Origin of the sequence: Enterovirga sp. (assembly GCF_028290205.1) — a bacterium.
Classification (GTDB): domain Bacteria; phylum Pseudomonadota; class Alphaproteobacteria; order Rhizobiales; family Beijerinckiaceae; genus Enterovirga.
In genome coordinates this window covers 1-23,336 of sequence record NZ_JAQGKF010000079.1, presented here as the reverse complement: position 1 = coordinate 23,336, position 23,336 = coordinate 1, and the positions used below count along the sequence as shown (strand labels likewise).

General features: G+C 69.0%; 19 protein-coding genes and 1 pseudogene. 6 read left to right on the top strand and 14 right to left on the bottom strand.

Features of this window, described 5'->3' with window-relative positions; all coding sequences use genetic code 11:
* The 14 genes from pgl to JWR86_RS05310 form a co-directional block, all read right to left on the bottom strand.
* On the bottom strand, positions 1–709 hold a 709-nt coding region (gene pgl / locus JWR86_RS05375; RefSeq protein WP_299561803.1), incomplete at its 3' end, for a 6-phosphogluconolactonase.
* On the bottom strand, positions 700–1,392 hold the full coding sequence (cofC, locus tag JWR86_RS05370; RefSeq protein WP_299561800.1) for a 2-phospho-L-lactate guanylyltransferase: 693 nt from the start codon (positions 1,390–1,392) through the stop codon (positions 700–702). The genes cofC and pgl, both read right to left, overlap by 10 nt.
* A gap of 38 nt (positions 1,393–1,430) precedes the next feature.
* Positions 1,431–3,887, bottom strand: coding sequence for a 5-amino-6-(D-ribitylamino)uracil--L-tyrosine 4-hydroxyphenyl transferase CofH (gene cofH, locus JWR86_RS05365; protein WP_299561797.1), 2,457 nt, complete (start codon positions 3,885–3,887; stop codon positions 1,431–1,433).
* Positions 3,884–4,897, bottom strand: coding sequence for a 2-phospho-L-lactate transferase (gene cofD / locus JWR86_RS05360; RefSeq protein WP_299561794.1), 1,014 nt, complete (start codon positions 4,895–4,897; stop codon positions 3,884–3,886). The genes cofH and cofD overlap by 4 nt, the downstream gene beginning before the upstream one ends.
* Positions 4,894–5,673, bottom strand: coding sequence for a coenzyme F420-0:L-glutamate ligase (gene cofE / locus JWR86_RS05355; RefSeq protein ID WP_299561791.1), 780 nt, complete (start codon positions 5,671–5,673; stop codon positions 4,894–4,896). Before cofE ends, cofD begins: the two co-directional genes overlap by 4 nt.
* A 13-nt stretch (positions 5,674–5,686) precedes the next feature.
* Complete coding sequence (fgd, locus tag JWR86_RS05350) at positions 5,687–6,691, bottom strand: glucose-6-phosphate dehydrogenase (coenzyme-F420) (protein ID WP_299561788.1); 1,005 nt, start codon at positions 6,689–6,691, stop codon at positions 5,687–5,689.
* Between the two features lie 90 nt (positions 6,692–6,781).
* Positions 6,782–7,519 (bottom strand): ABC transporter ATP-binding protein, encoded by a 738-nt coding sequence (locus JWR86_RS05345; RefSeq protein ID WP_299561784.1) that lies wholly within the window; start codon positions 7,517–7,519, stop codon positions 6,782–6,784.
* A complete protein-coding gene (locus JWR86_RS05340; RefSeq protein ID WP_299561781.1) occupies positions 7,516–8,259 on the bottom strand; it encodes an ABC transporter ATP-binding protein in 744 nt (247 codons plus the stop codon). Before JWR86_RS05340 ends, JWR86_RS05345 begins: the two co-directional genes overlap by 4 nt.
* A complete protein-coding gene (locus tag JWR86_RS05335) occupies positions 8,256–9,209 on the bottom strand; it encodes a branched-chain amino acid ABC transporter permease (protein WP_299561778.1) in 954 nt (317 codons plus the stop codon). Before JWR86_RS05335 ends, JWR86_RS05340 begins: the two co-directional genes overlap by 4 nt.
* Positions 9,206–10,078, bottom strand: coding sequence for a branched-chain amino acid ABC transporter permease (locus JWR86_RS05330; protein ID WP_299561775.1), 873 nt, complete (start codon positions 10,076–10,078; stop codon positions 9,206–9,208). The genes JWR86_RS05335 and JWR86_RS05330 overlap by 4 nt, the downstream gene beginning before the upstream one ends.
* Positions 10,079–10,090: 12 nt before the next feature.
* Entirely contained in the window at positions 10,091–11,125 is a 1,035-nt protein-coding gene (locus JWR86_RS05325) for an ABC transporter substrate-binding protein (RefSeq protein WP_299561772.1), read from the bottom strand.
* Positions 11,126–11,218: 93 nt separating this feature from the next.
* Positions 11,219–12,208 carry an LLM class flavin-dependent oxidoreductase gene (locus JWR86_RS05320; RefSeq protein WP_299561770.1) on the bottom strand — a complete coding sequence of 330 codons (990 nt, stop codon included), beginning with the start codon at positions 12,206–12,208 and terminating at the stop codon, positions 11,219–11,221.
* A 20-nt stretch (positions 12,209–12,228) separates the two neighbouring features.
* Positions 12,229–13,923 carry a hydantoinase B/oxoprolinase family protein gene (locus JWR86_RS05315; RefSeq protein ID WP_299561767.1) on the bottom strand — a complete coding sequence of 565 codons (1,695 nt, stop codon included), beginning with the start codon at positions 13,921–13,923 and terminating at the stop codon, positions 12,229–12,231.
* 38 nt (positions 13,924–13,961) lie between these two features.
* Positions 13,962–16,025 (bottom strand): hydantoinase/oxoprolinase family protein, encoded by a 2,064-nt coding sequence (locus JWR86_RS05310; RefSeq protein WP_299561764.1) that lies wholly within the window; start codon positions 16,023–16,025, stop codon positions 13,962–13,964.
* A 175-nt stretch (positions 16,026–16,200) separates the two neighbouring features.
* On the opposite strand from JWR86_RS05310, the gene JWR86_RS05305 reads away from it, so the two are divergent.
* The 6 genes and pseudogenes from JWR86_RS05305 to JWR86_RS05280 all read left to right on the top strand — a co-directional run.
* Positions 16,201–17,466: an ABC transporter substrate-binding protein gene (locus JWR86_RS05305; RefSeq protein WP_299561761.1), complete on the top strand. Its 1,266-nt coding sequence runs from the start codon at positions 16,201–16,203 to the stop codon at positions 17,464–17,466.
* A gap of 42 nt (positions 17,467–17,508) precedes the next feature.
* On the top strand, positions 17,509–19,866 hold the full coding sequence (locus JWR86_RS05300) for a xanthine dehydrogenase family protein molybdopterin-binding subunit (RefSeq protein ID WP_299561758.1): 2,358 nt from the start codon (positions 17,509–17,511) through the stop codon (positions 19,864–19,866).
* Complete coding sequence (locus tag JWR86_RS05295) at positions 19,863–20,693, top strand: xanthine dehydrogenase family protein subunit M (RefSeq protein ID WP_299561755.1); 831 nt, start codon at positions 19,863–19,865, stop codon at positions 20,691–20,693. Before JWR86_RS05300 ends, JWR86_RS05295 begins: the two co-directional genes overlap by 4 nt.
* On the top strand, positions 20,690–21,868 hold the full coding sequence (locus tag JWR86_RS05290; protein ID WP_299561752.1) for a 2Fe-2S iron-sulfur cluster-binding protein: 1,179 nt from the start codon (positions 20,690–20,692) through the stop codon (positions 21,866–21,868). The genes JWR86_RS05295 and JWR86_RS05290 overlap by 4 nt, the downstream gene beginning before the upstream one ends.
* A gap of 446 nt (positions 21,869–22,314) precedes the next feature.
* On the top strand, positions 22,315–23,028 hold the full coding sequence (locus JWR86_RS05285; protein WP_299561749.1) for a TetR/AcrR family transcriptional regulator: 714 nt from the start codon (positions 22,315–22,317) through the stop codon (positions 23,026–23,028).
* Positions 23,029–23,145: 117 nt separating this feature from the next.
* A pseudogene (locus JWR86_RS05280) lies at positions 23,146–23,336 on the top strand (VOC family protein); the annotation flags it as partial.

The window sequence follows — 23,336 nt, the reverse complement described above, 5'->3', positions numbered from 1 at the left end:
CCGGTTCGCCGAGCTCGTCCGGGCGCACGCCCGGCAGGCTGCCTGAGGCCGCCGGCAGGTCCTCACCGGCGGCCAGGGCCTGCAGGGCGGCCCGCTTGCCGGCGCCGCTGACCAGCACCAGCGTCAGGCGGCTCGAGGCCAGGGCCGGAAAGGTCAGCGTGACCCGGGGCACAAAGGGCGCGAGGCCCGACATGGCGACGCCGGCCGCCCATCGCTGCCGCTCGGCCAGCGCCGGCGAGCCGGGAAACAGGGACGCCGTGTGGCCGTCCTCGCCGAGGCCCAGCAGCACTACGTCGAAGAGCGGCCGGTTCGGGTCGAGGCGGTCGCCGCCGTAGAAGGCCCGGAGGTCGGCCTCGTAGGCCGAGGCGGCCTCGTCAGCGGACAGCCCCACGCTCGGCACGGGGTGGATGTTGGCGGAGGGCGATCCGAGGGGATCGAGCAGGTGCCGGCGGATTGCCGAAAGGTTGTTGTCCGGATGGTCCGGCGCGACGAGCCGCTCGTCTCCGGGAAACCAGTGCAGGCCGGGCCGGGTCAGGGCCGGGTCGCCGGAGGTCGCGAGGCGGCCGTAGAGCCGCTGCGGCGTCGACCCTCCGGCCAGGCACACGGCCGAGCGGGGGCCAGGAGCCGATGCGAGGGCGGCGAGGACCAGCCCGGCCGCGGCCGCGGCGACGGCGTCGCCGTCGGCGAGAACGTGGCGCTCTACAGCCATGCCGCGCCCCGGGTCTCGGCCGGCCGGGTTCCCACCGGGTCGAGGTAGCCGGCCTCCTTCAGATAGCTGCGCGTGCGGTTGTCGCCCGCGCAGGCGGCGTAGCTGCAGAGATCGTTTGGATTGTCGACGTCGAGGCCGATGCCGCGCATCTCGATGATGCGGGGCTCGATGCCTCGGGCCCGGGCCGCGTCCAGATGCACGAGGAAGCTGTCGTTGCCGAAGCTGAGCTGAACGGCGTTCGGCGGCGACATCACCACGCAATTCGAGCCGCGACGGTCATGCGCGGGCACAATCGTGAAGGACGGGCCTTCGCCATGCGCCTCGATGACCCGGTCGAGCTCGGCACCCGTGATGCCCGGCACGTCGCCCGGGATGGTCAGCATGCCGCCACGGCCCTCGGCCGCCAGCATGGCGCCAACCGCCGTCACCGCCGCGGTCTGGCCGAACTCGGCCTCCTCGCGGACGACCCGGCCGCCATACTGGGCGCCGAGCGCCGCGGCGTCCGGATCCGACGTGACGACCACAAAGCCGGCCAGCAGCCGGGAGGATTGCAGCCCGGCAAGGACATCCTCGACCATGGCCCGCGCCAACCCCTGCCGAAAGAGCGCGGGATGCGCCGGTCCGAGGCGCTGCTTGGCGGCCCGAAAACTCTTCACGGGCAGAACCGCCCAGATGTCCTTCATCGGCCTCAACTCTCCAGCCTCTCGGAACGGCGGCCCGGCTAGGCGGCGGCGTGCGAGCCGCAGCTCGCGGCCGCGGCCGGCTCCGGCCGGCCCTCGTAGCTGTCGCGGGCGGTGCGCTGACGCTCGGCCGGAGCCTCGCCATACAGCGTGGTGCGCTGAACCGGCCTCCGGCCCAGGGCCAGAATGGTGCTCTCCATCCGGCGCGGGGTCATCTCCTGACCGTGCGTGGCTCCGGCGGCCCGGGAGATGCTCTCGTCCATCAGCGTGCCGCCGAGGTCGTTGGCTCCGGACGCGAGGCAGAGCGCGGCGCCAGGCTGGCCCATCTTCACCCACGAGGTCTGGATGTTGCGGATCACCGGGTTCAGGGCGAGCCGCCCGACCGCGTGCATGAGCACGGCCTCGCGCAGGGTCGCGCCGGCGCGCGAGCGGCCCTTGAGGTAGATCGGCGTCTCCATCGGCACAAAGGGCAGCGGCACGAATTCGGTGATGCCGCCGGTGTCCGAGGCGAGAGCGCGCAGCCTGAGCAGATGGCGGGCCCAGTGCAGGGGCCGCTCCACGTGTCCGTACATGATGGTGGAGGTCGACGGCAGACCGACCTCATGTGCCGTGCGGACGACCTCGAGCCACTGATCGGTCGTGAGCTTGTCCGGGCAGATGACCTGGCGGATCTCGTCGTCCAGGATCTCGGCCGCGGTTCCCGGCAGGCTGCCCAGGCCGGCATCGCGCAGGCGGATCAGGAAGTCGCGCAGGCTCATGCCGAGCGTCTCGGCGCCCTGCCGGATCTCGAGCGGCGAAAACGCGTGCACGTGGATCCCGGGCACCGCCTCCTTCACGGCCGCCAGGACGTCGAGATAGCGCTGGCCCGTGTAGCTCGGGTGGATGCCGCCCTGGAGGCAGACCTCGGTGGCGCCGCGCTCCCAGGCCTCGCGGGCCCGACCGGCGATCTCGGCGAGTTCGAGGTCGTAGGGCCGCCCGCGCAGGTTCTCGCTGAGCTTGCCCTTGGAGAAGGCGCAGAACTGGCAGCGGAAGTAGCAGACGTTGGTATAGTTGATGTTGCGGGTGACGACGTAGGCGACCTTGCTTCCGCTCACCGCGAGCCGCAGCCGGTCGGCGGCCTCGCAGACGGTCCAGTAATCGTCGCCGCGCGCCTGGAAGAGCTGGACGATCTCGCCCTCGGAGAGGGCCTGCCCGTCGCTGGCCCGGTCGATGGCGCGCCGCAGGGCGGCCCGGCTGGAGGTTTCCCTCGCTCCGGACGGGCTGCGCCGTTCCAGCACGCCCGGTTCCGCCCCGGCGCCCGGCACCCACATGCCCGCCCGCCCGAGCCAATCGGCATCGGCGAGTTTCAGGGCGCGCGGCTTCATGGCGGGGTCGAGCCAGCGCTCGGCGTCCGCCAAATAGGTTGGATGGGCGGTCAGGCGCTCAGCCAGGACCTTGCCGGCTGCCGCCGTCTCGGCCTCGAGCCGGTCGAGATGGGGCCAGGGCTTCTCGGGATTGACGTGGTCGATCGTCACCGGGGACACACCGCCCCAATCGTTGATCCCGGCTTCCACGAGCTGCGGCAGGGCGCCCGCGCTGAGGTTCGGGGGCGCCTGGATGGTCATGGCGGGCCCGAACAGGATGCGGGCCACGGCGACGGTCCAGAGGTGGTCCGCGAAGCTCGGCTCGGGGGCCGTCGCCATCCGCGTGCCGGCCTTGGCCCGGAAGTTCTGGACGATGATCTCCTGGATATGGCCGTAGCGCCGGTGCAGGGCTCGCAGGGCGAGCAACGCCTCGATCCGCTCCAGGCGGGTCTCGCCGATGCCGATCAGGATGCCGGACGTGAAGGGCACGCGGGCCTCGCCTGCGGCCGCGATGCTGGCCAGCCGCAGCCGCGGATCCTTGTCGGGCGACCCGAAATGCACGCCGCCGCGGCCGCACAGCCGATCGGACGTGCTTTCCAGCATCAGCCCCATGGAGGCCGCGACCGGCCGCAGCCGCTCGATCTCGGCCCGGTCCATCACGCCCGGATTGAGGTGCGGCAGGAGGCCGGTCTTGTCTGAGGCGAGTTTCGCCACCGAGGCCAGGTAGTCGAGGGTGGTGGCGTACCCGAGCGCGGTCAACGCCTCCTGGGCGGCCCCGTAGCGAAGCTCCGGCTTGTCGCCCAGCGTGAACAGGATCTCCTTGCAGCCGCGCTCCCGCCCGGCTTCGGCGATCGCCACCACCTCGTCCGGGGACAGGAAGGGGGCCGCCAGATTGCGGGGCGGCTGGGCGAAGGTGCAGTAGTGGCAGACGTTGCGGCAAAGCTGCGTCAGCGGCGCGAACACCTTGCGGGAATAGGTCACGAGGTCGCCGAAGCCGGTGTCTCGGATCTCGGCCGCAGCCGCCATCAGCGGCGCGAGGTCGGCGAAGCCGGCCAGCGCCAGCGCCTCCGCATCGCTCGGCTGCGTTCCCTTGACGGCCCGATCGAGGACGCGACCGGCCGCAGGCTCCCTCCCCAGCAACGCCTGAATGGTCATTGGTGCTCCGTGGGACGAGGTGAGCGGCCGCGCGGGGAACCGCGTGGGTCGTGAGGAGAGCGGGACCACGCGTCGGCGGCGTCGAGCACCACCCGGGCCAGGTTCTCGCGGTCCGCGAGATCGGTCATCAGGGTCTTGGCCTGTCGCCCGGCCATGCCGGGCGGCAGCGCCACCGCGCCGTCCCCTTGATCGGACACGAAGATGTCGACGAGCCCGTCATAATGCCGGGCCACCGCCGCGGCCCCGACGGGGAGGTCCAGTTCGCGCATCATCTTGGCGGTCGGGCCCTTCACGGCCTGTCCGCCGATGATGGGCGACACCGCGACCACGGGCGCCGCGCAGGCCGCGATCGCCGCCCGGATGCCCGGGACGGCCAGGATCGGATCCACGCTGATGAAGGGGTTGGACGGGCAGATGACGACCGCCCGCAGCCCGGGATCGCGCAGCAGGGGCAGGATCTCGGCCTGCGGCTGCGCCACCTCTGCACCCGAAAAGGCGAAGCCGAGCACCGCGGGCTCGCAGCGCAGGCGGACGAAATACTCCTGGAAATCCAGCCAGCCGTCCTGCGTCCGGATGCGGGTCGGCACCGGATCGTCGGTCACCGGCAGTATCTTCGGCCCGATCCCGAGCCGAAGCCGGATCGCCTCGACGACCTCCGACAGGGTCTCGCCGGCGGCGAGGCGGCGCGTGCGCTCGACGTGGAGGGCCAGGTCCCCGTCCCCGAGCTGGAACCAGGTCTCGCCGCCGAGCCCGGCCAGCGCCGCCATGAAGCTCCAGGTCTCGTCCCGGCGCCCCCAGCCCTTCACCGGGTCCGCGAGGCCGGACAGCGTATAGAGAAGCGTGTCGATATCGGGCGAGATGGCCAGGCCGAGGTGACGGAAATCGTCGCCGGTATTGGCCACCACCACGAGGTCCTCGGCCGGCAGCACGCGCGACAGGCCCAGCGCGAGCTTGGCTCCGCCGATGCCGCCCGAGAGCGCCAGGACCCGCCCGGGGCGCGCGGCCGTCATCGGAACATGTCCTCGTGCGCCGGCCGGACCAGGTCGGTGGCGCGCCCCTGCGCGGCCGCGGCCGGCAATCCCCGCACGACGACCACGGGGCGGCCCTCGTCGGCCCCGCCCATGACGATCGAAGCGGCAGCCGCGATCTCGTCGGCGTGGCCGATCACCGTGACCCGCAGGGTGCGGTCGAACAGGTCGTGCTGGCCGCGCTTGTCGACCAGAGCTTCGATGCCGGCGACGCCGATCGCGACCCCCACCGTGCCGGAGCGCCAGGGCCGCCCGAAGCTGTCGTTGATGATCACCGCCACGTCACAGCCGGTTTGGTCGCGAATGGCCGCCCGCAGCGCGTCCGCGCTGCCGTCCGGATCCTCGGGCAGGAGCAGCACCGAGTCCTCGCCCGTCTCGGGGCCGAGATTGGACCTGTCGATGCCGGCATTGGCCATGACCAGCCCGAGCTTGTGCTCGACGATCAGCACGCCGGTCCTGGCCCGCACGACGCGGCTCGCCTGCCCGAGCACCACCTCCACGAAGCGGGGATCCTTGTCGACAATCGCGGCCAGCCGGATGGCCTCCGGGCCGGGCGCCACGCTCTGGAGGTCGACAAAGCGGTTCTCGGCCTTCGACACCACCTTCTGCGCGAAGACCAGGACATCCCCGTCCCGCAGTTGCTCGCCGCCCGCCGCCAGCGCGGCGAGCGTCGCGCCGGCGAGGTCCTGCCCAGGCACGACCATCGGCATGCCGGGCACGGCGAAGACCTCGATCCGGTCGCCCGGTTGGCGTTCCATGCCGGGGCGCCGCCTAGCCGAACGCCTTGCGGAGCCTCGGCAAGACCTCCCGGCCATAGAGGCGGATAAAGCGCTCCTGGTCGGGCCCGGGCCCGTGGAACACGAGATGGCGGAAGCCGAGTTCCACATAGGGGCGGATCCGCTCGATATGCTCCTCGGGGTCGGTGGACACGATCCAGCGCTTGGCGGCCCGCTCGGCCGGCAGCGCATCGGCCAAGCGCTCCATCTCGACCGGGTCCTCGACCGACATCTTCTCCTCGGGCGAGAGCGCCAGCGCGGCCCAGTAGCGCGTGTCCTCCATCGCCCGCGCCCGGTCGGTGTCGAAAGACACCTTCATTTCGATCATCCGGTCGATGGCATCCGGGCCGCGCCCGGCGGCTTCGAGCCCGGCGGCGACGTTGGGCAGCAGCGTTTCGCGGTAGAGTTCGGGCGCCTTGCCGCTGGTGCAGATGAAGCCGTCGGCGGTCCGGCCAGCATATTTGGCGATCATGGGCCCGGCGCCCGCGATGTAGATCGGCACCGGCTCGGCCGGCCGGTCGTAGATGGTGGCATTTTCGGTGCGGTAATACTCGCCCCCGAACGTGACCCGCTCCTCCGACCAGAGCTTGCGGATCAGCACCACGGCCTCGCGGAGGCGCGCGAAACGCTCCTTCGGCTCGGGCCAGTGCATGCCGCTCGCCGGAACTTCGTTCAGCGATTCCCCGGTGCCGATGCCGAGCACGACCCGGCCCGGGAACATGGCGCCGAGGGTGCCGAAACACTGCGCCACGATGGAGGGGTGGTAGCGGAAGGTTGGCGTGAGCACGCTCGTGCCGAGCGTGATCCGCGACGTCTTCGCCCCGAGCGCGCCCATCCAGGCCAGCGCGTTGGGCGCGTGCCCGCCGGTGTGGCGCCACGGCTGAAAGTGGTCGCTGATGAACACGGAGTCGAAACCCGCTTCTTCGGCGAGCACCGAGAAGTTGAGCAGGTCCGTCGGCCCGAATTGTTCCGCGGAGGCCTTGTAGCCGATCTTGAGCACGAGCTTTTCTCCAAACAGCCTAGCCGACGTGAGGCGTGCTGCGACCCCGTCCGCGCCGGCGCGGGCGGCTGTCGGCCTCGAGACGCCGCCTCATGCGGCAGCCCCAGCGTCGCCGGCCGCGAAATAGCTGCCGGACAGGTCGGTCTCGGCGAGTTCGGCGGCCGTGCCGGCCCGGACGATCTCGCCGTTCACCATCACGTAGCCGCGGGTGCAGATGCGCAGAGCCATGGTGACACTCTGCTCGACGAGGAGGGCGGTCATGCCCTTGTCCACGATCTTCTGCAGGCTGACATACATCTGCTCGACGATGCGGGGCGCGAGGCCCATCGACGGCTCGTCCAGCAGCAGCAGCTTCGGCTGCAGCATCAACGCCCGGCCGAGGGCCAGCATCTGCTGCTCCCCGCCCGACAGGGTCCCGCCCCGCTGGCGCAGCCGCTCGCGCAGAAGCGGGAAGATGTCGAACACCTCGTCCAGCACCCGCGGCACCGTGGCCCGGTCCCGGATGCGGTACGCCCCGATCATCAGGTTTTCCTCGACCGTGAGGTCGCTGAAGATTTGTCGTCCTTCGGGCACCACGGCGATGCCCGCCTTGGCGATGTCGGCCGAAGCCCGACCGTTGATCCTCTGGCCGGCGAAATAGACCTCGCCGGACCAGGCGCGGATCACGCCGGCGATGGCCTTGATTGTGGTCGATTTGCCGGCGCCGTTGGCGCCCAGGATGGTGACGACCTCACCCGCGCGGACCTCCAGCGAGACGTTCCGGACGGCCGCGATCGGGCCGTAGCCGGCCGTGAGCCCGCGGAGGGAAAGAAGGACCTCGCCCGTCATGACGCGAGGTAGGCTTCGATGACGAGGGGATCGACGCGGATCTCGGCCGGTGTCCCCTCCGCGATCTTGGTGCCGGAGCTCAGCACGATGACGCGGTCCGAGATGTTGAGGACGAGCCGCATGTTGTGCTCGATCAGCAGCACGGCCAGGCCGCGCTGCCGAACGGTGTCCAGGAGCCGCATCAGCTCGTCCACTTCCGAGGGGTTCATGCCGGCGACGGGCTCGTCGACCATGATGATCTTGGCGGAGCCCGCGAGGGCGCGGGCGATCTCGAGACGCCGCATGTGGCCGTAGGAGAGCCGGCTCGCCGGCCAGTCGGCGCAATCCTCGAGCCCGACCAGCGCCAGCAGGGCCCCGGCCTCCTCGACATAGCGGCGTCCGGCGAAGAACAGCGCGTACATCTCGCGCAGCAGCGACCGTTCCTGCTGGATCGCGATGGCGACGTTCTCGCGCACCGTCAGGTTCCAGAACAGGCGCGGGTTCTGAAACGTCCGGCAGACGCCGGCCCGGGCCATCTGCCAGCTCGCGAGGCCGGTGACGTCCTGGCCGGCGAGCGAGATCCGGCCCGCATCCGGCCGCGTGATGCCGGACAGCATGTTGAAGACGGTCGTCTTCCCGGCCCCGTTCGGCCCGATCAGGCTCGTGATCTGGCCCGAAGGGATGTCCAGATCGAGCGCGTTGACGGCGCGCAACCCCTCGAAGCGCTTGACGAGACCGCGGACCTCGAAAACGGCGCTCATGGCCGCCGCTTTCCGGAGGCGGCCCGGCGGGCCCGAAGTTCGCCCACCACACCGCGCGGGAAGAACAGGATCACGCCCAGCATGATCAGGCCGAAGGCGAGCAACTGATACTCGGCGAAGTCCCGCAGCAGCTCGTTCACGACGAGGAGGAGAACGGTGCCCACGATGGCCCCGCTGATCAGCTCCATGCCGCCGATCAGGACCTGGGCCAGGATCTGTAGCGACTGATTGGTGCCGAAGGTGTCGGGCGTGACGATGCCGACAAAGAGCGGCAGCAAGGCCCCCGACAGGCCGGCGAGCCCGCCCGAGAACATGAAGCTGAGCGACTTCACGAGCGCGACGTGGATGCCGACCGCGGCGGCCGCCAGTTCGTCTTCACGCACCGCCAGGAGGCTGCGGCCGAGCAGCGTTTCGCGAAACCAGGCCACGAGGGCGATGGCCGCGAAGCAGACCAGCCAGACGATGTAGAAGGTGCCGTGATCCGGGTGGATGCCCAGGCTCTCGAAATCCGGCGGTTCGAGGTTGCGGAGACCACTCGGGCCGCCCGTGACGTCGATCCAGTTGGTCGCGACCGTGTAGGCGATGCCCCCGAAGGCCAGCGTCGCCATCACGAAATACGGTCCCCGCAGGCGCAGCGCCGGAACGCCCACGGCGCCGGCCACGATGACCGTGGCCACGACGCCGCCCAGGATGCTGGGCAGCCAGGGCCAGCCGGCCGAACCGACCAGCAGCGCCGTGGCATAGGCCCCGACCGCCATGAAGCCGGCCTGGCCGACCGAGATCTGGCCGCCGAAACCCGCGATCACCGTCTCGCTGAGCGAGGCGATCATCATGATGGGCAGCAGCGTCGCGATCTGGAGCAGGTAGGACGGGCGCCAGCCGAGCGCGGTGATGAGCCAGGGCGCGCTCAGCACCGCGGCGATGAGGACGAGGCGGACGGGCGTGCTCATACCTTCTCCTCCGTCCGACCGCCCAGGATTCCCGAGGGGCGAAGGGCGAGCACGCCGAGCAGCACGGCGAAGGCGACGACATCCTTGTAGGCGGAGGACAGGTACGCACCGGCCAGGTTTTCGGCCAGGCCGATGATGAGGCCGCCGACGATCACGCCCTGAACGTTCGACAGCCCCCCCAGAATGGCGGCCGCGAAGGCCTTCACCAGGATGGCCTGCCCCATGCTGTACTGCGCGAGCAGGATCGGGGCGACCAGGATGCCGCCGAGCGCGCCGATGCCGGCGGACAGGGCGAAGGACAGGGCCAGCATGGAGGTCAGCGGCACCCCCATCAGGCCCGCCATGGTGCGGTTGCTGGCCGTGGCCCGCAGCGCCAGGCCGAGCCGGGTCCGGTGCATGAAGAGGTGGAGCAAAGCCACCACCAGCAGGGTCGAGCCCAGGATGAAAATCTGCTGCGGCGTGACCAGCAGCCCGGCGATCTCGATCGGGTTGTTGCCGAGCGTCGGGACCTGCCGGGCATCGGTGCCCCAGATCAGCAGGATCACGCTGCGGAGCACCACCGCGAGCGCCAGGCTCACGATGATGAGATTGGCCGGTCGCGCCCCCAACAGCAGCAGGCGCCGGAAGGCGAGCCGCTCGCTCAGGATGCCGACGAGGGCGGCGACCACCATCGTCAGCAGGACCGCCAGGACCAGCGGCAACTGGTATCGCGCCAGAAAGGTCGCAAACAGCATTCCGCCCAGGGTGTAGTATTCGGTCTGGGCGAAATTGAACATCGTTACAGAACGGTAGACCACGACGAAGCCGAGAGCGACGAGGGCGTAGATGCCGCCCACGACGATGCCGCTGAGGATGACCTGGAGGAACACGCGCGCGCCGCCTTAGTCCAGGACGGAGAACTTGCCGGCTTTGAGCCTGGCAATATAGATCTTGCGAATGTTCTCCCCATCCGGGCCGAACGTGATCTCACCGACCGCGCCCTGATACTTCATCGAGCGGATCGCCTCGAGGATCTTCGGCCGATCGCTCGGCTTCGTGCCGGCGGTGGAGATGGCCTGGGCCAGAATCCGGAGCGCGTCGTAGCCCTGGGCGCCGAAGATATCGAGCTTGCTCTTGAAGCGGCTCTCGAAAGTCTTCTCCAGGGCCGTGACGATCGGCGTCGAGGTGTCGAGATAGGCCCAGGTGGCGATCGTGCCCTCGACGGCGGAGCCCCCGAGATCGATGAACTTCTGGCTGACGAGACCGCCGCCGCCGTAGATCTGCACCTTGTCCAGGGCCAGGGCCCGCATCTGCTGGGCGATCCGGACGGCGCCTTCCACGGCGCCCCAGATGATGACGCCTTCGACGCCGGCGCTCTTGAGCTTGATGAGCTGGCTGCTGAAATCGGCGTCGGTCTGCTTCCAGCCTTCGACCACGAGCGGCTTCACGGACCGCTTTTCCAGCGTCTTCAGGGCGATGTTGCGCCCGCCGACACCAAGATCGCTGGTGTCGTACAGGATGGCGATCTTGGTCAGCTTATCGGTGTCGAGCGCGTGCTGGATGATGCGCTCGATCTGGTGCCGGTCCGACAGGTGCAGGCGGTTGGCGTATTTCCAGCCCGATTCCGTGACGGCCGGGTTGGACGACAGCGTGGTGATGAACGGGAGGCCGGCCCGGTTCAGGACGGGGCCCATGGACAGGGCCGGCGAGCTCCCGGAGGTGACGATGACGCTGAGCACCTCGTCACCCAGTCGCTTGGCGATGGTCGCCCCCTCCACGGGGTCGTTGCGATCATCGTAGGGTCTGAGCTGAATGCGCTGGCCGTTGATGCCGCCAGCCGCATTCAGCTCGTCGAGGGCGACCTGCGCCCCCTGGAGGGCAGCTGTCGAGTAAGGCGCAACCGGGCCGGAGAAATCTCCCACGACCCCGATCAGCACGGGTGGCTGCTGACTTTGTGCCGCAGCGGGCGAAAGCATCGCCGCAGCCAGAAAAGCACTCGCCCATAACGCCTTCGTCGACATGTCTACCTCCTAGGTGAGATGCGGCATCACTTCCTTGGCCAACTTGTCGATCTGGTCCGGGTCGGCCGAGGTCGGGCCCAGAATGAAGTAGCTGCAGCCGACCGCGGCGGCGCGTTGCAGACGGTCGACGATTTCGGAAGTCGTGCCGAGCAGGTAGCCCTTCTGCAGCCACTCGATCGGCCGGTGCTTGCCCATGACCCGCTCGAAATGCGGCGCCTGCAGGGCGAGCGCGTCCTCGCGGCTCGGCGAATCCACGAGGTGGAAGAAGTTGCACATGCCGAATTCGAGCGAATTCGGGTCCTTGCCCATCGTGGTCGCGTAGGCGCGCAGTTCCGCCCAGTCGCGCTCCATCCACTCGAAGGTGCCGGAGGCCCGGGCCAGCCAGCGCCCGGCCTTGACGATCCGGCGCTTCACCGTTTCGGCGATCACCGGCAGGTCGTGCTCGTTCGGATCCGGCACGCGCGAGCCGCCCGAGACCCACAGTTCCGGCATCTTGATGCGGGGCACCATGGTGATGTCGTCGAACTTGTAGTGTTTGCCGTGGTAGGAGGCGGTCTCCTGCCCGTACAGAACCTCGAGGGCCTCGATGATCTCGTCCGTGCGCTTGCCGCGCTCACGGATGTGGTGACCGACGGCCTCGAACTCCTTGGCGTACCAGCCGGGGCCGACGCCGAGCTTGAAGCGGCCTTCGCTGAGCAGCTGCAGGCTGGCGATTTCCTTGGCCAGCAGCACCGGCTGCCGCACGGGCGCGACCAGAATCGCGGTGCCGAGCGAGACGTTCTTCGTCAGCGCGGCCGCGTAGTTCAGGATCGCCAGAGGATCCAGCCACGTCGCGCCGTACAGCCCGGGGGCCACCAGCAGGTGATCGACCACCCAGATGTCGAACCCGTAATACTCGGCCCGCTCGATGCAGGCGCGTATTTTGTCCATCGGGTCGGTGGAGTGGGTATCCGGCCATACGTAGGACGGAAAGAACAGAGCTATCCGCGGACGAGCCATCGCTTTTCAGATCTCCTCACCTAAACTGCTTGTGATTGACGCAGGTGCTCGGTCGCGCCGGCGTCCAGCGTCCAGACGGTGCCGGCTTGCTGGACGACGACGCCGTAATCGTCGCGTGCGCTGTCGGCGGTCACGAGGCCGCTCTCGACATCGGCCAGCACGAGGCTGGGGTCGCGCAGATGCGGGTGGCCCATGCCGCCGCCGCCCGGCAGTTGCATGATGATGTCGGCGCCGCCCGGCAGGGTCACCATCGCCTTGTAGTGGGAGAGCTGGTCGCCCCCCGACACGAGGTAGCGGCCCGGCTCGCCCGCCCGACCTCCGTCCAGCCCGTAGGGCTCTTCTCGGATCTGGTCGCACATCGTGTTGACGGTGAATGGCACCGGCGACCGGAGCCCGAACCGGAAGGTCTGCCCGAACCCGCCCCGCTGGCGGCCCGCCCCGGCCGAATTCGGCCGCAGCCCCTTCTCGCGGACGACGATGGGCGACACCGATTCGATCATCTCGACCGGCGTCATGGCGATGTTGCCCGGGAAACTGGTGGCCGACAGGCCGTCCTTTGCGCCCCGCGCGCCCATTCCGCCTGACGAGAAGAAGGTCAGGGTGAAAGGGTCGGCCTCGGTCGCGCCCTGCACGGTGGTGATCCAGAGCACGCTGGAACAGGCGATCACGGCGCGGGGCATCACGGGAGCCAGCGCCTTGAAGATGACCAGGGGCTGGAAGTTGCCGATGATGTGCCGGCCGGCGACCGGGGCAGGAGCCGTGGCGTTCAGGATCGAGCCGGGGGGCGCCGTCACCCGGATGGCCCGGAATGTCCCGGCATTGTTCGGCACGCTCGGCGCGAGCAGGCACTTGAGGCCGGTGATCGAGTAGGAGGCCGTGTAGCAGAGAGGCACGTTGATGCCCCGCTTCACCTCCCCCGAGGAGCCGGCGAAATCGACCAGGATCTCGTCGTCGGACACGATCACCGCGCAGCGGATCCGGATCGGCTCGTCGAACCCGTCCGAAATCACTTCCGCTTCGTAGCGCCCGTCCGGGATGCGCTGGATGGCCTCGCGCATCACCCGCTCGCTGCGGTCGATGATCTCGCGCGACAGGTCCGTCAGGTCCTCCAGCCCGAACTCGTCCATCATGGCGAGCAGGCGCTCGGCCCCGACGCTGTTGCAGGTCACCTGGGCCATGATGTCGCCCACCACGAGGTTCGGTGAGCGGACGTTGTGCCGGATGAAATCCAGCACGATCTTGTTGAGCTGTCCGCCTTCGACGAGCTTCGAGAACGGGATGAACAGCCCCTCCTCGTAGAGCGAGCGGGCGTCCGACGAGAAGCCGCGGCCGCCGATGTCGAGCGAATGCGCGCAGGAGCCGAAGAAGCCGATCACCCGGTCGTTGCGAAACACCGGCGTCAGCACCGAGATGTCGTTCAGATGCCCGGCCGTCTTCCAGGGATCGTTGGTGATCAGGACGTCGCCGGGCCGCAGCCCGTCGATCGGGAACACCTCGAGGAAGTTGCCGATCGAGGTTGCCATGGAATTCACCTGCCCGGGCGTGCCGGTCGGCGCCTGCGCCATCAGGTTGCCGGCGACATCGAACACGCCCGCTGCGCAATCCTCAGATTCGCGCAGAACCGTGCTGAACGCCGTCCTGATCAGAGCCTTCCTCTGCTCGGTCGCCGTATTGATGAGGCGATTCCACATGATATCGAGATCGATGACGTCCATCTACTTACCCTGCATCATGTGCCTGCGGCCCGGAATGTTTACTTGAGCGTGACGATGAGGTTCAGCCGCTCGTCGACGTCGATCGTGGCCCCGGGATCGACCACGGTGGTGGATTCGCGTTCCTCAATGATGGCGGGCCCCTCGAAGGTGGCGCCTGCCTTGAAGGCGTAGCGGTTGTAGACGGGAGTCGTGATCCAGCCGGTCTTGGGGCCGAAATAGACGGCGCGCTCGCCCTTGAGCTCGCTGCCCGCCTCCTGCTTCGGCAGGTTGATCTCGATCGTGTGCGACGGACCGGCGATCTCGAGCCGCCAGGTCAGGACCTCCGCCTCCACGTCGGGCACCACGGTGCCGAAATGGGCGAGGTAGCTGGCCTCGAAGCTGCGCCGGATGGCCGGCACGCCGGCCTCCGCAAGCGGCTGGTCGAGTTCGATCTCGAGTTCGCTGCCCTGTCCGACATAGCGCATGGCGCAGAGCCGGCGCAGCGCAACGGCCTCGTCGGCGAGCCCGGCCGCCTTCATGATGCCGCGCGCCTCGGTCTCCATTTCCTCGAAGAGGCGGCTGACGCGGGCCCAATCCACCGTGGCGAGCGGCGCCCGGTAGGAGCGGACGAAGTCGAACGCGAAGGGTGCCATCAGCAGCCCGGCCGCGGAGGCCACCCCCGCCCCCATCGGCACGATGACCTTGGGCACGCCCAGGATCCGGGCCACGCCGACCGCATGGACCGGCCCGGCGCCGCCAAAGGCGAGCAGCGGGTAGGCCGACGGGTTCTTGCCGCGTGCGATGGCGTGCACCCGCGCCGCGCTGGCCATGTTCTCGTTCACGAGCCGATGCACGGCGTGCGCGCTCTCGATCGCCGAGAGGCCGAGCGGCTGGGCGATGTGCCTGTCCATCGCCTCGGTGGCCCGCGCCACGTCGAGTGACATCCGGCCGCCCAGGAAGAAGCCGGGGCTCAGATAGCCCAGCATGAGGTCGGCGTCGGTGACGGTCGGCAGCGTGCCGCCGCGGCCGTAGCAGACCGGGCCGGGATCGCTGCCGGCGCTGTCGGGGCCGATCCGCACGAGGCCGAGATCGTCGACGCGGGCGATGCTGCCGCCGCCGGCGCCGATCTCGATCAGCTCAAAGGAGCGGAGCTGCAGCGGCAGGCCGCTGCCGGCCTTGAAGCGATAGACATGCGCGACTTCGATGGTCGGGCTGACCAGGGGCGCCCCGCCTTCGATGTAGCAGGCCTTGGCCGTGGTGCCGCCCATGTCGAAGGACAGGAGATCGGGGAACCCGGCCCGCGCGCCGATCTGCGCGGCCATGAGCGCACCGGCCGCCGGGCCGGACTCGATCAGCCGCACCGGAAAGCGCCGCGCCGTGTCGACCGTGCAGATGCCGCCGTTGGACAGCATCAGGAAGACGTCGCCGCCGAACCCGGTCTCACGGAGGCGGCCCGCCAGCTGCGACACGTATTCCGCGACCACCGGCAGCACATAGGCGTTCACCGCGGTGGTGACGCTGCGATGGTATTCACGGATCTCCGGGTTCACCTCGGACGAGATCGAGATCGGAATCCCGGGCAGCAGCCGGGAGAGTTCCTTGGCCAGGAGCCGCTCGTGCTCGCCGTTCTCGTAGGCGTTGATGAGCGTCACGGCGACCGCTTCGACACCGGCCTCCCGCAAGGCGTCCGCCAGCGCCGGCAGACATGACGGATCGAGCGGCCGCGCCACCGTTCCGTCCGAGTAGATCCGCTCCGGCACCTCGTATCTGAGCTTGCGGGGAACCAGCGGTTCCGGGCGCTCGATCTCGAGGTCGTACATGTCGTAGCGATGCTCGGTCGCAATCTCGAGCGTGTCGCGAAAACCTTCGGTCGTCACGAGCGCGGTGCGAACACCTTTGCGCTCCAGAACCGCATTCGTGACCAGCGTGGTGCCGTGCACGATCCGCGTCACCTCCGGAGGGGAGACGCCGCCCGCGGCGCAGGCCGCCAGAAACCCCTCGTGCACCGCGTCAGCCGGATTTCGAGGCGTAGTGAGAAGCTTGCCGATCACGGCCTTTCCGTCTGCGTCAAGCAGAACCAGGTCCGTGAACGTCCCGCCGATGTCGATGCCAACGCCAGTCAAGCCACCCTCGCCTTGGACCCGCCGCGACCCCGCTGCGGTGCTCAAGAGTTAGCCCGCAGTATTCGCGCTTGTCAAAAACTTTTTACCTCGCGCGGTTGTCAAAGGCTTTTTACCTGCTACGGTCTCGATGGTTGGTCGGAAGGGCGCAACGAACCGCCCGCACCCGGAGGGCAGCATGCTCACTCGATACGGATCCCGTCGCCGTTTCCCGCCCACGCAGCATGTCAAGACCACGCGCAAACGCGGCGGCTGGACAGCATTCGCCGCCGGACTTCTGTTTTCGACCACCGCCCTCGCCCAGATCTCCGGGTCGGCCCTGCGCATCGGGGTGCTCGACGACCAGTCAGGCCCGCTCTCCGCCCTGAGTGGCGCGGGCAGCGTCGTTGCCGCCCGCATGGCGGTCGAGGACTTCGGCGGCACCATCCTGGGCAAGCCGATCGAGATCGTCGCCGCCGACCATCAGAACAAGGCTGATATCGGCGCGAATATTGCGCGCACCTGGTACGACGAGACGGGCGTGTCGATGATCACCGGTCTCGGCAATTCGTCGGTGTCGATCGCCGTGCAGCAGCTCACACGCGACAAGAAGCGGGTCAGCATGGTGACGAGCGGCGGCACATTCGAGCTGACCGGGAAATACTGCTCGCCGAACGGCGTTCACTGGACCCTGGACACGTATTCCGTGACCAAGGGCACGGTCGAATCGCTGGTCCGGCAGGGGGCCAAGACGTGGTTCTTCCTCACGGCGGATTATGCCGCCGGCTATTCCTTCGAGGAAGTCGGCCGCAAGACCCTCGTGGACACCGGCGGCCAGGCGGTCGGCGCCGTGAAGCATCCGCTGAGCACGATGGATTTCTCCTCGTTCATCCTTCAGGCGCAGAGCTCCAAGGCTCAGGTTCTCGGCCTCGCCAACGCCGGCGGCGACACGATCAACGCCATCAAACAAGCGGTGGAATTCGGCCTCCCCGCGCAGGGCATGCGCCTGGCGGCACTCTATTTCGACATCACCGACGTGCACGCGCTCGGCGCGCAGATCGGCGGCGGGCTGACCTTCACGGCATCCTTCTACTGGGACATGAACGAGAAGACGCGCGCCTGGTCCAAGCGCTTCATGGAGCGCCACTCGACGGCGCCCGCCCAGGCCCATGCCGGCACCTACGGGGCGGTCACCCACTACCTGAAAGCCGTTCAGGCCGCCGGAACCGACAACGCGGACGCCGTGATGGCCAAGATGCGGGAGCTCCCGATCGACGACGTCTACACGAAGGGCGGCAGCGTGCGGGAAGACGGACGCGTCATCCGGGACATGTATTTGTTCGAGGTGAAGCAGCCGAAAGAGGCCTCCGGCAGCTGGGATTTGCTCAAGCTCGTGGATACGATCCCGGGCGACAAGGCCTTTCGGCCGATGAGCGAAGGCGGATGCTCCTACCTGAAGCGGTGAGATCCGCAGCAACGCACGTGTGATCGGCGCCGGGAGCTCGCGATGGGTCGTGAAGACGGGGTCGGGGGGCACGTCCTCCGCAAGGAGGACGACCGCTTCCTGCGGGGACGGGGCAGCTACGTCTCGGACATGGTTCTGCCAGGGCAGAGCGAGGTCGCGTTTTTGCGCAGCCCGGTAGCGCACGGGTATCTGCGCAGCATTCGCAAGCCCGCGGGCTCGGACGGGACGATCTTCACCTACGAGGATCTGACCGGGCTCAATTCGATCGTGTCCGAATGCGCCGTGCCGGGCTTCAAGATGTCGGAGCTGCCGCCGCTGGCGCGCGGCAAGGTGCGCTTCGTCGGCGAGGCTCTGGCGATGACCGTCGCGCCGACCCGGGCCGCGGCCGAGGACCTGGCCGAGCAGGTCGAGATCGACATCGACGAGCTGCCGGCGATTGTGGATGCGCGCGCCTCGCGGGCGACTCCCGCCGTTCGGGTGCATGAGGACTGGGACGACAACCTCTTTGTCACCCTGAATTACGAGAACGGCTTCGAGGCCCAGGCCCGCGGCGCCAAGGTCGTGGTCAAGCGCACCGTGTCGCTGGCGCGGCAGACCATGTCTCCGCTCGAAGGAAAGGCCGTCGTCGCCTATTGGGACGACCGGGCCGACCAGCTCATCGTCTACACCTCGACGCAGGTGCCGCACATGATCCGGATCGGCCTCGCCGAGGCTTTGGGTCTCGACGAGGGCCGCCTGCGGGTCGTCTCGCCCGATGTCGGCGGCGGGTTCGGCTACAAATGCGTCCTCCAGCCCGAAGAACTCTGCGTCGCCTGGCTGGCCCTGACCTACCGGCGCCCGTTCCGCTACATCGAGGACCGGCGCGAGCATCTGGTCGTCGGCGCGGTGGCCCGGCAGCACCATTACGAGCTGACCGCCTATGCCGACGAGACCGGCCGCCTCCTGGCGCTCGACGCCGAGATCATGGTGGACGGCGGCGCCTATTCGAGCTGGCCCTTCACGGCCGGCCTTGAGCCCGGCCAGGCCGTCGGCAACCTGCCGGGCCCGTATGATTTCCGCGGCTATCGCTGCAAAAGCATGTGCGCCGCCACGAACAAGCCGGGCTTCCTGCCCTATCGCGGCGTCGCCCGCACCGGCGTCTGCCTGGCGCTCGAGCTGATGATCGACGCCATCGCCCGCGAGGTCGGGCGCGAGCCCTGGGAGGTCCGCCACGACAACCTCGTGGCCCAGGCGCAGATGCCCTACGACAACGTGGCCCGGAAGCATTACGACAGCGGCGACTATCAGAAGTGCCTGCGCATGGCGCGGGACAAGATCGATCTCGACACCTGGCGCGCCCGCCAGCGCCGGGGCGAGCCGGACGGCCGCCGCATCGGCATCGGCTTCGCGAGCTTCTGTGAGCAGACGGCGCACGGGGCCAGCGTGCTGGCGTCGTGGGGGCTGCCCGTCATCCCGGGCTACGACGAGGCGAGCGTGCGAATCACGCCCGACGGGGGCGCCGAAGTGCGGGTCGGCGTGCACTCCCACGGACAGGGCATGGAAACGACCCTGGCCCAGGTCGCAAACGAGATCCTGGGCATCGGTCTCGACAAAATCAGGGTGATCCACGGCGACACCGGCGCCACCCCCTTCTCGACCGGCACCTACGCCTCGCGCAGCATCGTCATGGCGGGCGGCGCGGTGATCAACGCTTGCAGGCTGCTCGTGCCGCGGGTCGAGGCCATCGGCGCCCACCTGATGCAATGCGCCACCGCTACGGTGCGCTACGAGGATGGCCGCATCGTCGGGCCGCAATCCTCGACCACGCTGAAGGAGGTCGCCTATGCCTGGCACCGCCGCCCGGACAGGCTGCCGCCCGATTGCGATCTCGGCGGGCTCGAAGCGACGGTCAGCTACAAGCCCAAGGTGGATACGGGCGTGTTCAGCTACGCCTCCCATGCGGCTGTCGTGGCGGTCGACCTCGAGCTCGGCCACATCGAGATCCTCGACTACGTCATCGCCGAGGATTGCGGGACCATGGTGAACCCGATGGTCGTCGAGGGGCAGACCCTGGGCGGGGTCGCCCAGGGCATCGGCACCGCGCTCTACGAGGAGAGCCCCTACGACGAGAACGGCCAGCCGCTGGCCTCCACGCTGGCCGACTACCTGCTGCCCGGCGCCGGCGAGGTGCCGTCCGTCCGGATCGAGCATCTGCAGACGCCGTCGCCCTATTCCGAATTCGGCATCAAGGGCGTGGGCGAGGGCGGCGCGATCGCGCCTCCGGCCGTGCTGTTCAACGCGGTCAACGACGCCCTCCACGACCTCGGCGTGGAGATGAGCGAGACACCCCTGACGCCCCACCGCCTTCTGGCCGCGCTCGAGCGGGCCCGCAGCCGGACCGCCCGGACGGAGCCGGCATGAAACCGGCGCCCTTCGACTACATGCGGCCGCGGGACACCTCCGAGGCCATCGCGGCCCTCGCCCAGGGTGGCGGCGAGGCAAAGCTCATCGCCGGTGGGCAGTCGCTCGGCCCGATGCTGAACCTCCGCCTGGCGCGTCCGAAGCTCCTGATCGACATCTCCGGCCTCGAAGCGCTCCGCACGATGGACGAGGAGAGCGAGGCGTGGCGCCTGGGCGCCGCTGTCACGCATGCCCGCATCGAAGATCGGCGCCACGACTTTCGAGGCTGCCCCCTGCTGCCGACCGTCGCCCGCGACATCGCATTCCGCTCCGTCCGCAACCGCGGCACGGTGGGCGGCAGCATGGCGCATGCTGATCCGGCGGCGGATTGGCCGCTGGCCCTCGCAGCCCTCGGGGCGACCCTCCTGCTGCAGGGCCCCGGCGGAGACCGCCAGATCCCGGCAGACGACTTCATGGCGGCCGCGTTCACGACCGCCTTGCGGGACGACGAGATGATCGCGGCCGTGCGGGTGCCGAAATTCTCGCCGTCGGCCCGATTCGGCTATTTCAAATTCTGCCGAAAGGTCGGCGAATTTCCCGAGGCGAGCGGCGCGGCCGTGTTCGATCCGGAAACGCGCATCGCGCGGGTCTTCGTCGGCGCCCTGAGCGGTGCGCCCGCGTCACTGCCCGGCCTCGCCCGCGATGTCGCCGAACGAGGTTCCCCCGCGGTCACGGCCGAAGCCGTGCTGGCGGCCGTGACGGCTGCCGCTCCCACGCTCTCGATCATCGAACAGCGAATGCACGCCGAAACGGTTCGGCGGGCGCTGCGCCAGATCCTGCCGACATGATTCTCGCTCAGCTCACCGTCAACGGGCGGCCCGTCTCCGGGCAGGTCGAACCCCGCACACACCTTGCCGACTTTCTGCGCGAGCAGTTGCGGCTGACCGGCACCCATCTCGGCTGCGAACACGGCGTCTGCGGGGCCTGCACGGTGCTGCTCGACGGCGTGCCGGTGCGGTCCTGCATCACGCTGGCGGCGGCCTGCCAGGGCGCCGAGATCCAGACCATCGAAGGGTTCGACGACGACCCCGTGATGGGGGAATTGCGCCAGGCCTTCTCCCGGGAGCACGGGCTGCAATGCGGCTTCTGCACGCCCGGCATGCTGATCGCGGCCCGGGACATCGTGCTCAGGGTGCCCGGCGCCGACGAGGCGCGCATCCGCACCGAACTCGCCGGCAATCTCTGCCGCTGCACCGGCTACCGGGGCATCGTCAGGGCGGTGGCGAGCGTGGCCACAGCGGAGCGGAGCGCCGCGCCGGGCGCGCCCGCGGTGACCGCAGCGCCCTTCGCCGAGCCGGCGGCCGCAAGGGCCGAGATGGCGCGATTCACCGTCGCGGCGGATCGGCCGGCCCTGGCCCCCGTGGCTGCGGCCGCGGCCCCGGCCAGCAGCGGCGAGGAAAAAGGCTGGACAACATTCGCCGACAGCTTCGTCATCGCGGCCGCGCCGGAGCCGGTCTGGCGCATGCTCGCCGACTTCCCCCTGGTGGCGGCCTGCCTTCCGGGCGCGGAACTGACCGGGCATGACGGCCGCACCGTGAAGGGATCACTGCGGGTCAGGCTCGGGCCGATCTCGGCGGCCTTCGCCGGGTCAGCCGCCATCGAGCGCGACGAGGCGGCTCGCACCTGTCTGGTGAAAGGCGCGGGCAGCGACGGCGCGTCCCGATCCCGCACCCGGGGCGAGCTGACCTACCGGGTGGTTCCGGAGGACGGCGATCGGAGCACGCGTGTGCTGATCGACGTCCGCTACAATCTGCAGGGACCGCTGGCGCAGTTCTCCCGCTCCGGCATCGCCCTGGAACTGGCCCGTCGCCTGCTGGCCGATTTCGCCGCCAATCTGAACGCGCGCGTCAGCCCGGGTGGTCAGGCGGCAACGGTGCCGGCGGCCAGGCTCCAGGCCGGACGGCTGCTGTGGTCAGCCCTTTGGGCATGGGCCCGCGGCTGGTTCAGATCAGGGAAGACGTAGCGTTGGGGCGCCAAGTTGCCAGCCCGCGCCAACAGGCATTCAGCGGCCGAGCAGCTCTGCGGCGCTTCGCCCCAACAGGTCGACGAGACCTATTTGCCACACGCAGCGAAGACAAGCGCCGTCTGCGGGGCTCGCGCCGGCGCCTCCGAAGCGCTGAAGCCCCGTCCAGATTGCCTATCCGCTATGCAGAAGCCGTCTGCAGCCCTTCCGTTCGGGTCTCTTTCAGGATAGGGCCAGCACAGGGCGGCAGGCGGGACATCGCCACGCCCTTCCCTTGGCGGCCTGATCTGCGCCGTCCTCGAACCATGCCGCGACTCGGAGGCGCGAGGAGCGATTCAAGAGCAGCTCTGATGGCGGCGCGAAGCATTGACCCGGTCGATTCGGCAACTCTCGCCCCGCCCAAGCCCAAGCAGACCCGAGACCCTGTGGGAACCAAGCGGTCCATCATGAAGGCCGCCCACCGTGAATTCTGCGAACACGGTTATATGGGCGGCCGGGTCGAGACCATCGCCGCAAAAAGCAAAACCAACCTGCGGATGATCTACCACTACTTCGGCAGCAAGGAGCGGCTGTATCTGGCGGTGCTCGAGGCGGCCTATCTGCGGCTCAGGACGCTCGAATCGCGTCTGGACTTCAAGCATGCGTCCCCCGTGGAGGCGATGCGCCGCCTGGTTCGGTTCACCTACGACTTCCTCGGCTCGAACCCCGACGTCCTGGCCATCATCTCGAACGAAAACACGCTGCGGGGCCGTTTCCTGGAGCAACTTCCGAGCGTGCGCGAGAAGACGCTGCCGCTGATCGATTCGATTGCGGACCTCCTCCGTCGCGGCCATGACCAGGGCGTGTTCCGCCCGGGGGTCGACCCGCTGCAATTCTATGTGTCGCTTGTGGCCCTCAGTCAGCTGCACATCTCCAACCGCTTCACGCTGTCCATCATCTTCGACAAGGACTTGTCCGACGGCCAGTGGCTGAACGACAGGCGCACCTGCATCGAGGAGATCCTGATGGCCTACCTTCAGGATCTCGGCCCGAAGATGCCCGCGGCAAAGGGCGCCGCGGCGACCCGGCGCTCCGCCGCGCGCAGCCCGGCAAGTGCCGCGGCCAAACCCGCTCCGAAGCGCAAGGCGACCGCAGCAGCCGCCAAGCAGCCGCCGCCATGAGCATGCGCGGAGGAGGCGAGGCACCGGAGCCCCGCTCGGCCGGGCCAGGCCGTTGCGCCTGCCCCGAGCCGGAACACCGCTGAGACCGGGCAAGATCAAGCCCCAAGGGAGGAATGAATGTTCAGTCACGTCATGCTCGGAAGCAATGACATCGCGCGCTCGAAGACGTTTTACGACGCGCTCTTTTCCGCGATGGGCGGCAAGCCGGCCGCGCAGGACGCCAAGGGGCGCCTGATCTACAGCCATCGCGGCGGACGCCTGATGCTCAGCAAGCCGCTGGACGGCAAATCGGCCACCCACGCCAATGG

Coding starts and splice junctions, on each gene's coding strand:
- cofD (WP_299561794.1), bottom strand. CDS start 4,897: ATGACGGCCGCGCGCCCCGGGCGGGTCCTGGCGCTCTCGGGCGGCATC.
- JWR86_RS05315 (WP_299561767.1), bottom strand. CDS start 13,923: ATGGACGTCATCGATCTCGATATCATGTGGAATCGCCTCATCAATACG.
- JWR86_RS05300 (WP_299561758.1), top strand. CDS start 17,509: ATGGGTCGTGAAGACGGGGTCGGGGGGCACGTCCTCCGCAAGGAGGAC.
- JWR86_RS05320 (WP_299561770.1), bottom strand. CDS start 12,208: ATGGCTCGTCCGCGGATAGCTCTGTTCTTTCCGTCCTACGTATGGCCG.
- JWR86_RS05285 (WP_299561749.1), top strand. CDS start 22,315: ATGAAGGCCGCCCACCGTGAATTCTGCGAACACGGTTATATGGGCGGC.
- cofH (WP_299561797.1), bottom strand. CDS start 3,887: ATGACCATTCAGGCGTTGCTGGGGAGGGAGCCTGCGGCCGGTCGCGTC.
- cofC (WP_299561800.1), bottom strand. CDS start 1,392: ATGAAGGACATCTGGGCGGTTCTGCCCGTGAAGAGTTTTCGGGCCGCC.
- JWR86_RS05295 (WP_299561755.1), top strand. CDS start 19,863: ATGAAACCGGCGCCCTTCGACTACATGCGGCCGCGGGACACCTCCGAG.
- JWR86_RS05305 (WP_299561761.1), top strand. CDS start 16,201: ATGCTCACTCGATACGGATCCCGTCGCCGTTTCCCGCCCACGCAGCAT.
- cofE (WP_299561791.1), bottom strand. CDS start 5,673: ATGGAACGCCAACCGGGCGACCGGATCGAGGTCTTCGCCGTGCCCGGC.
- JWR86_RS05335 (WP_299561778.1), bottom strand. CDS start 9,209: ATGAGCACGCCCGTCCGCCTCGTCCTCATCGCCGCGGTGCTGAGCGCG.
- JWR86_RS05345 (WP_299561784.1), bottom strand. CDS start 7,519: ATGACGGGCGAGGTCCTTCTTTCCCTCCGCGGGCTCACGGCCGGCTAC.
- JWR86_RS05340 (WP_299561781.1), bottom strand. CDS start 8,259: ATGAGCGCCGTTTTCGAGGTCCGCGGTCTCGTCAAGCGCTTCGAGGGG.
- JWR86_RS05290 (WP_299561752.1), top strand. CDS start 20,690: ATGATTCTCGCTCAGCTCACCGTCAACGGGCGGCCCGTCTCCGGGCAG.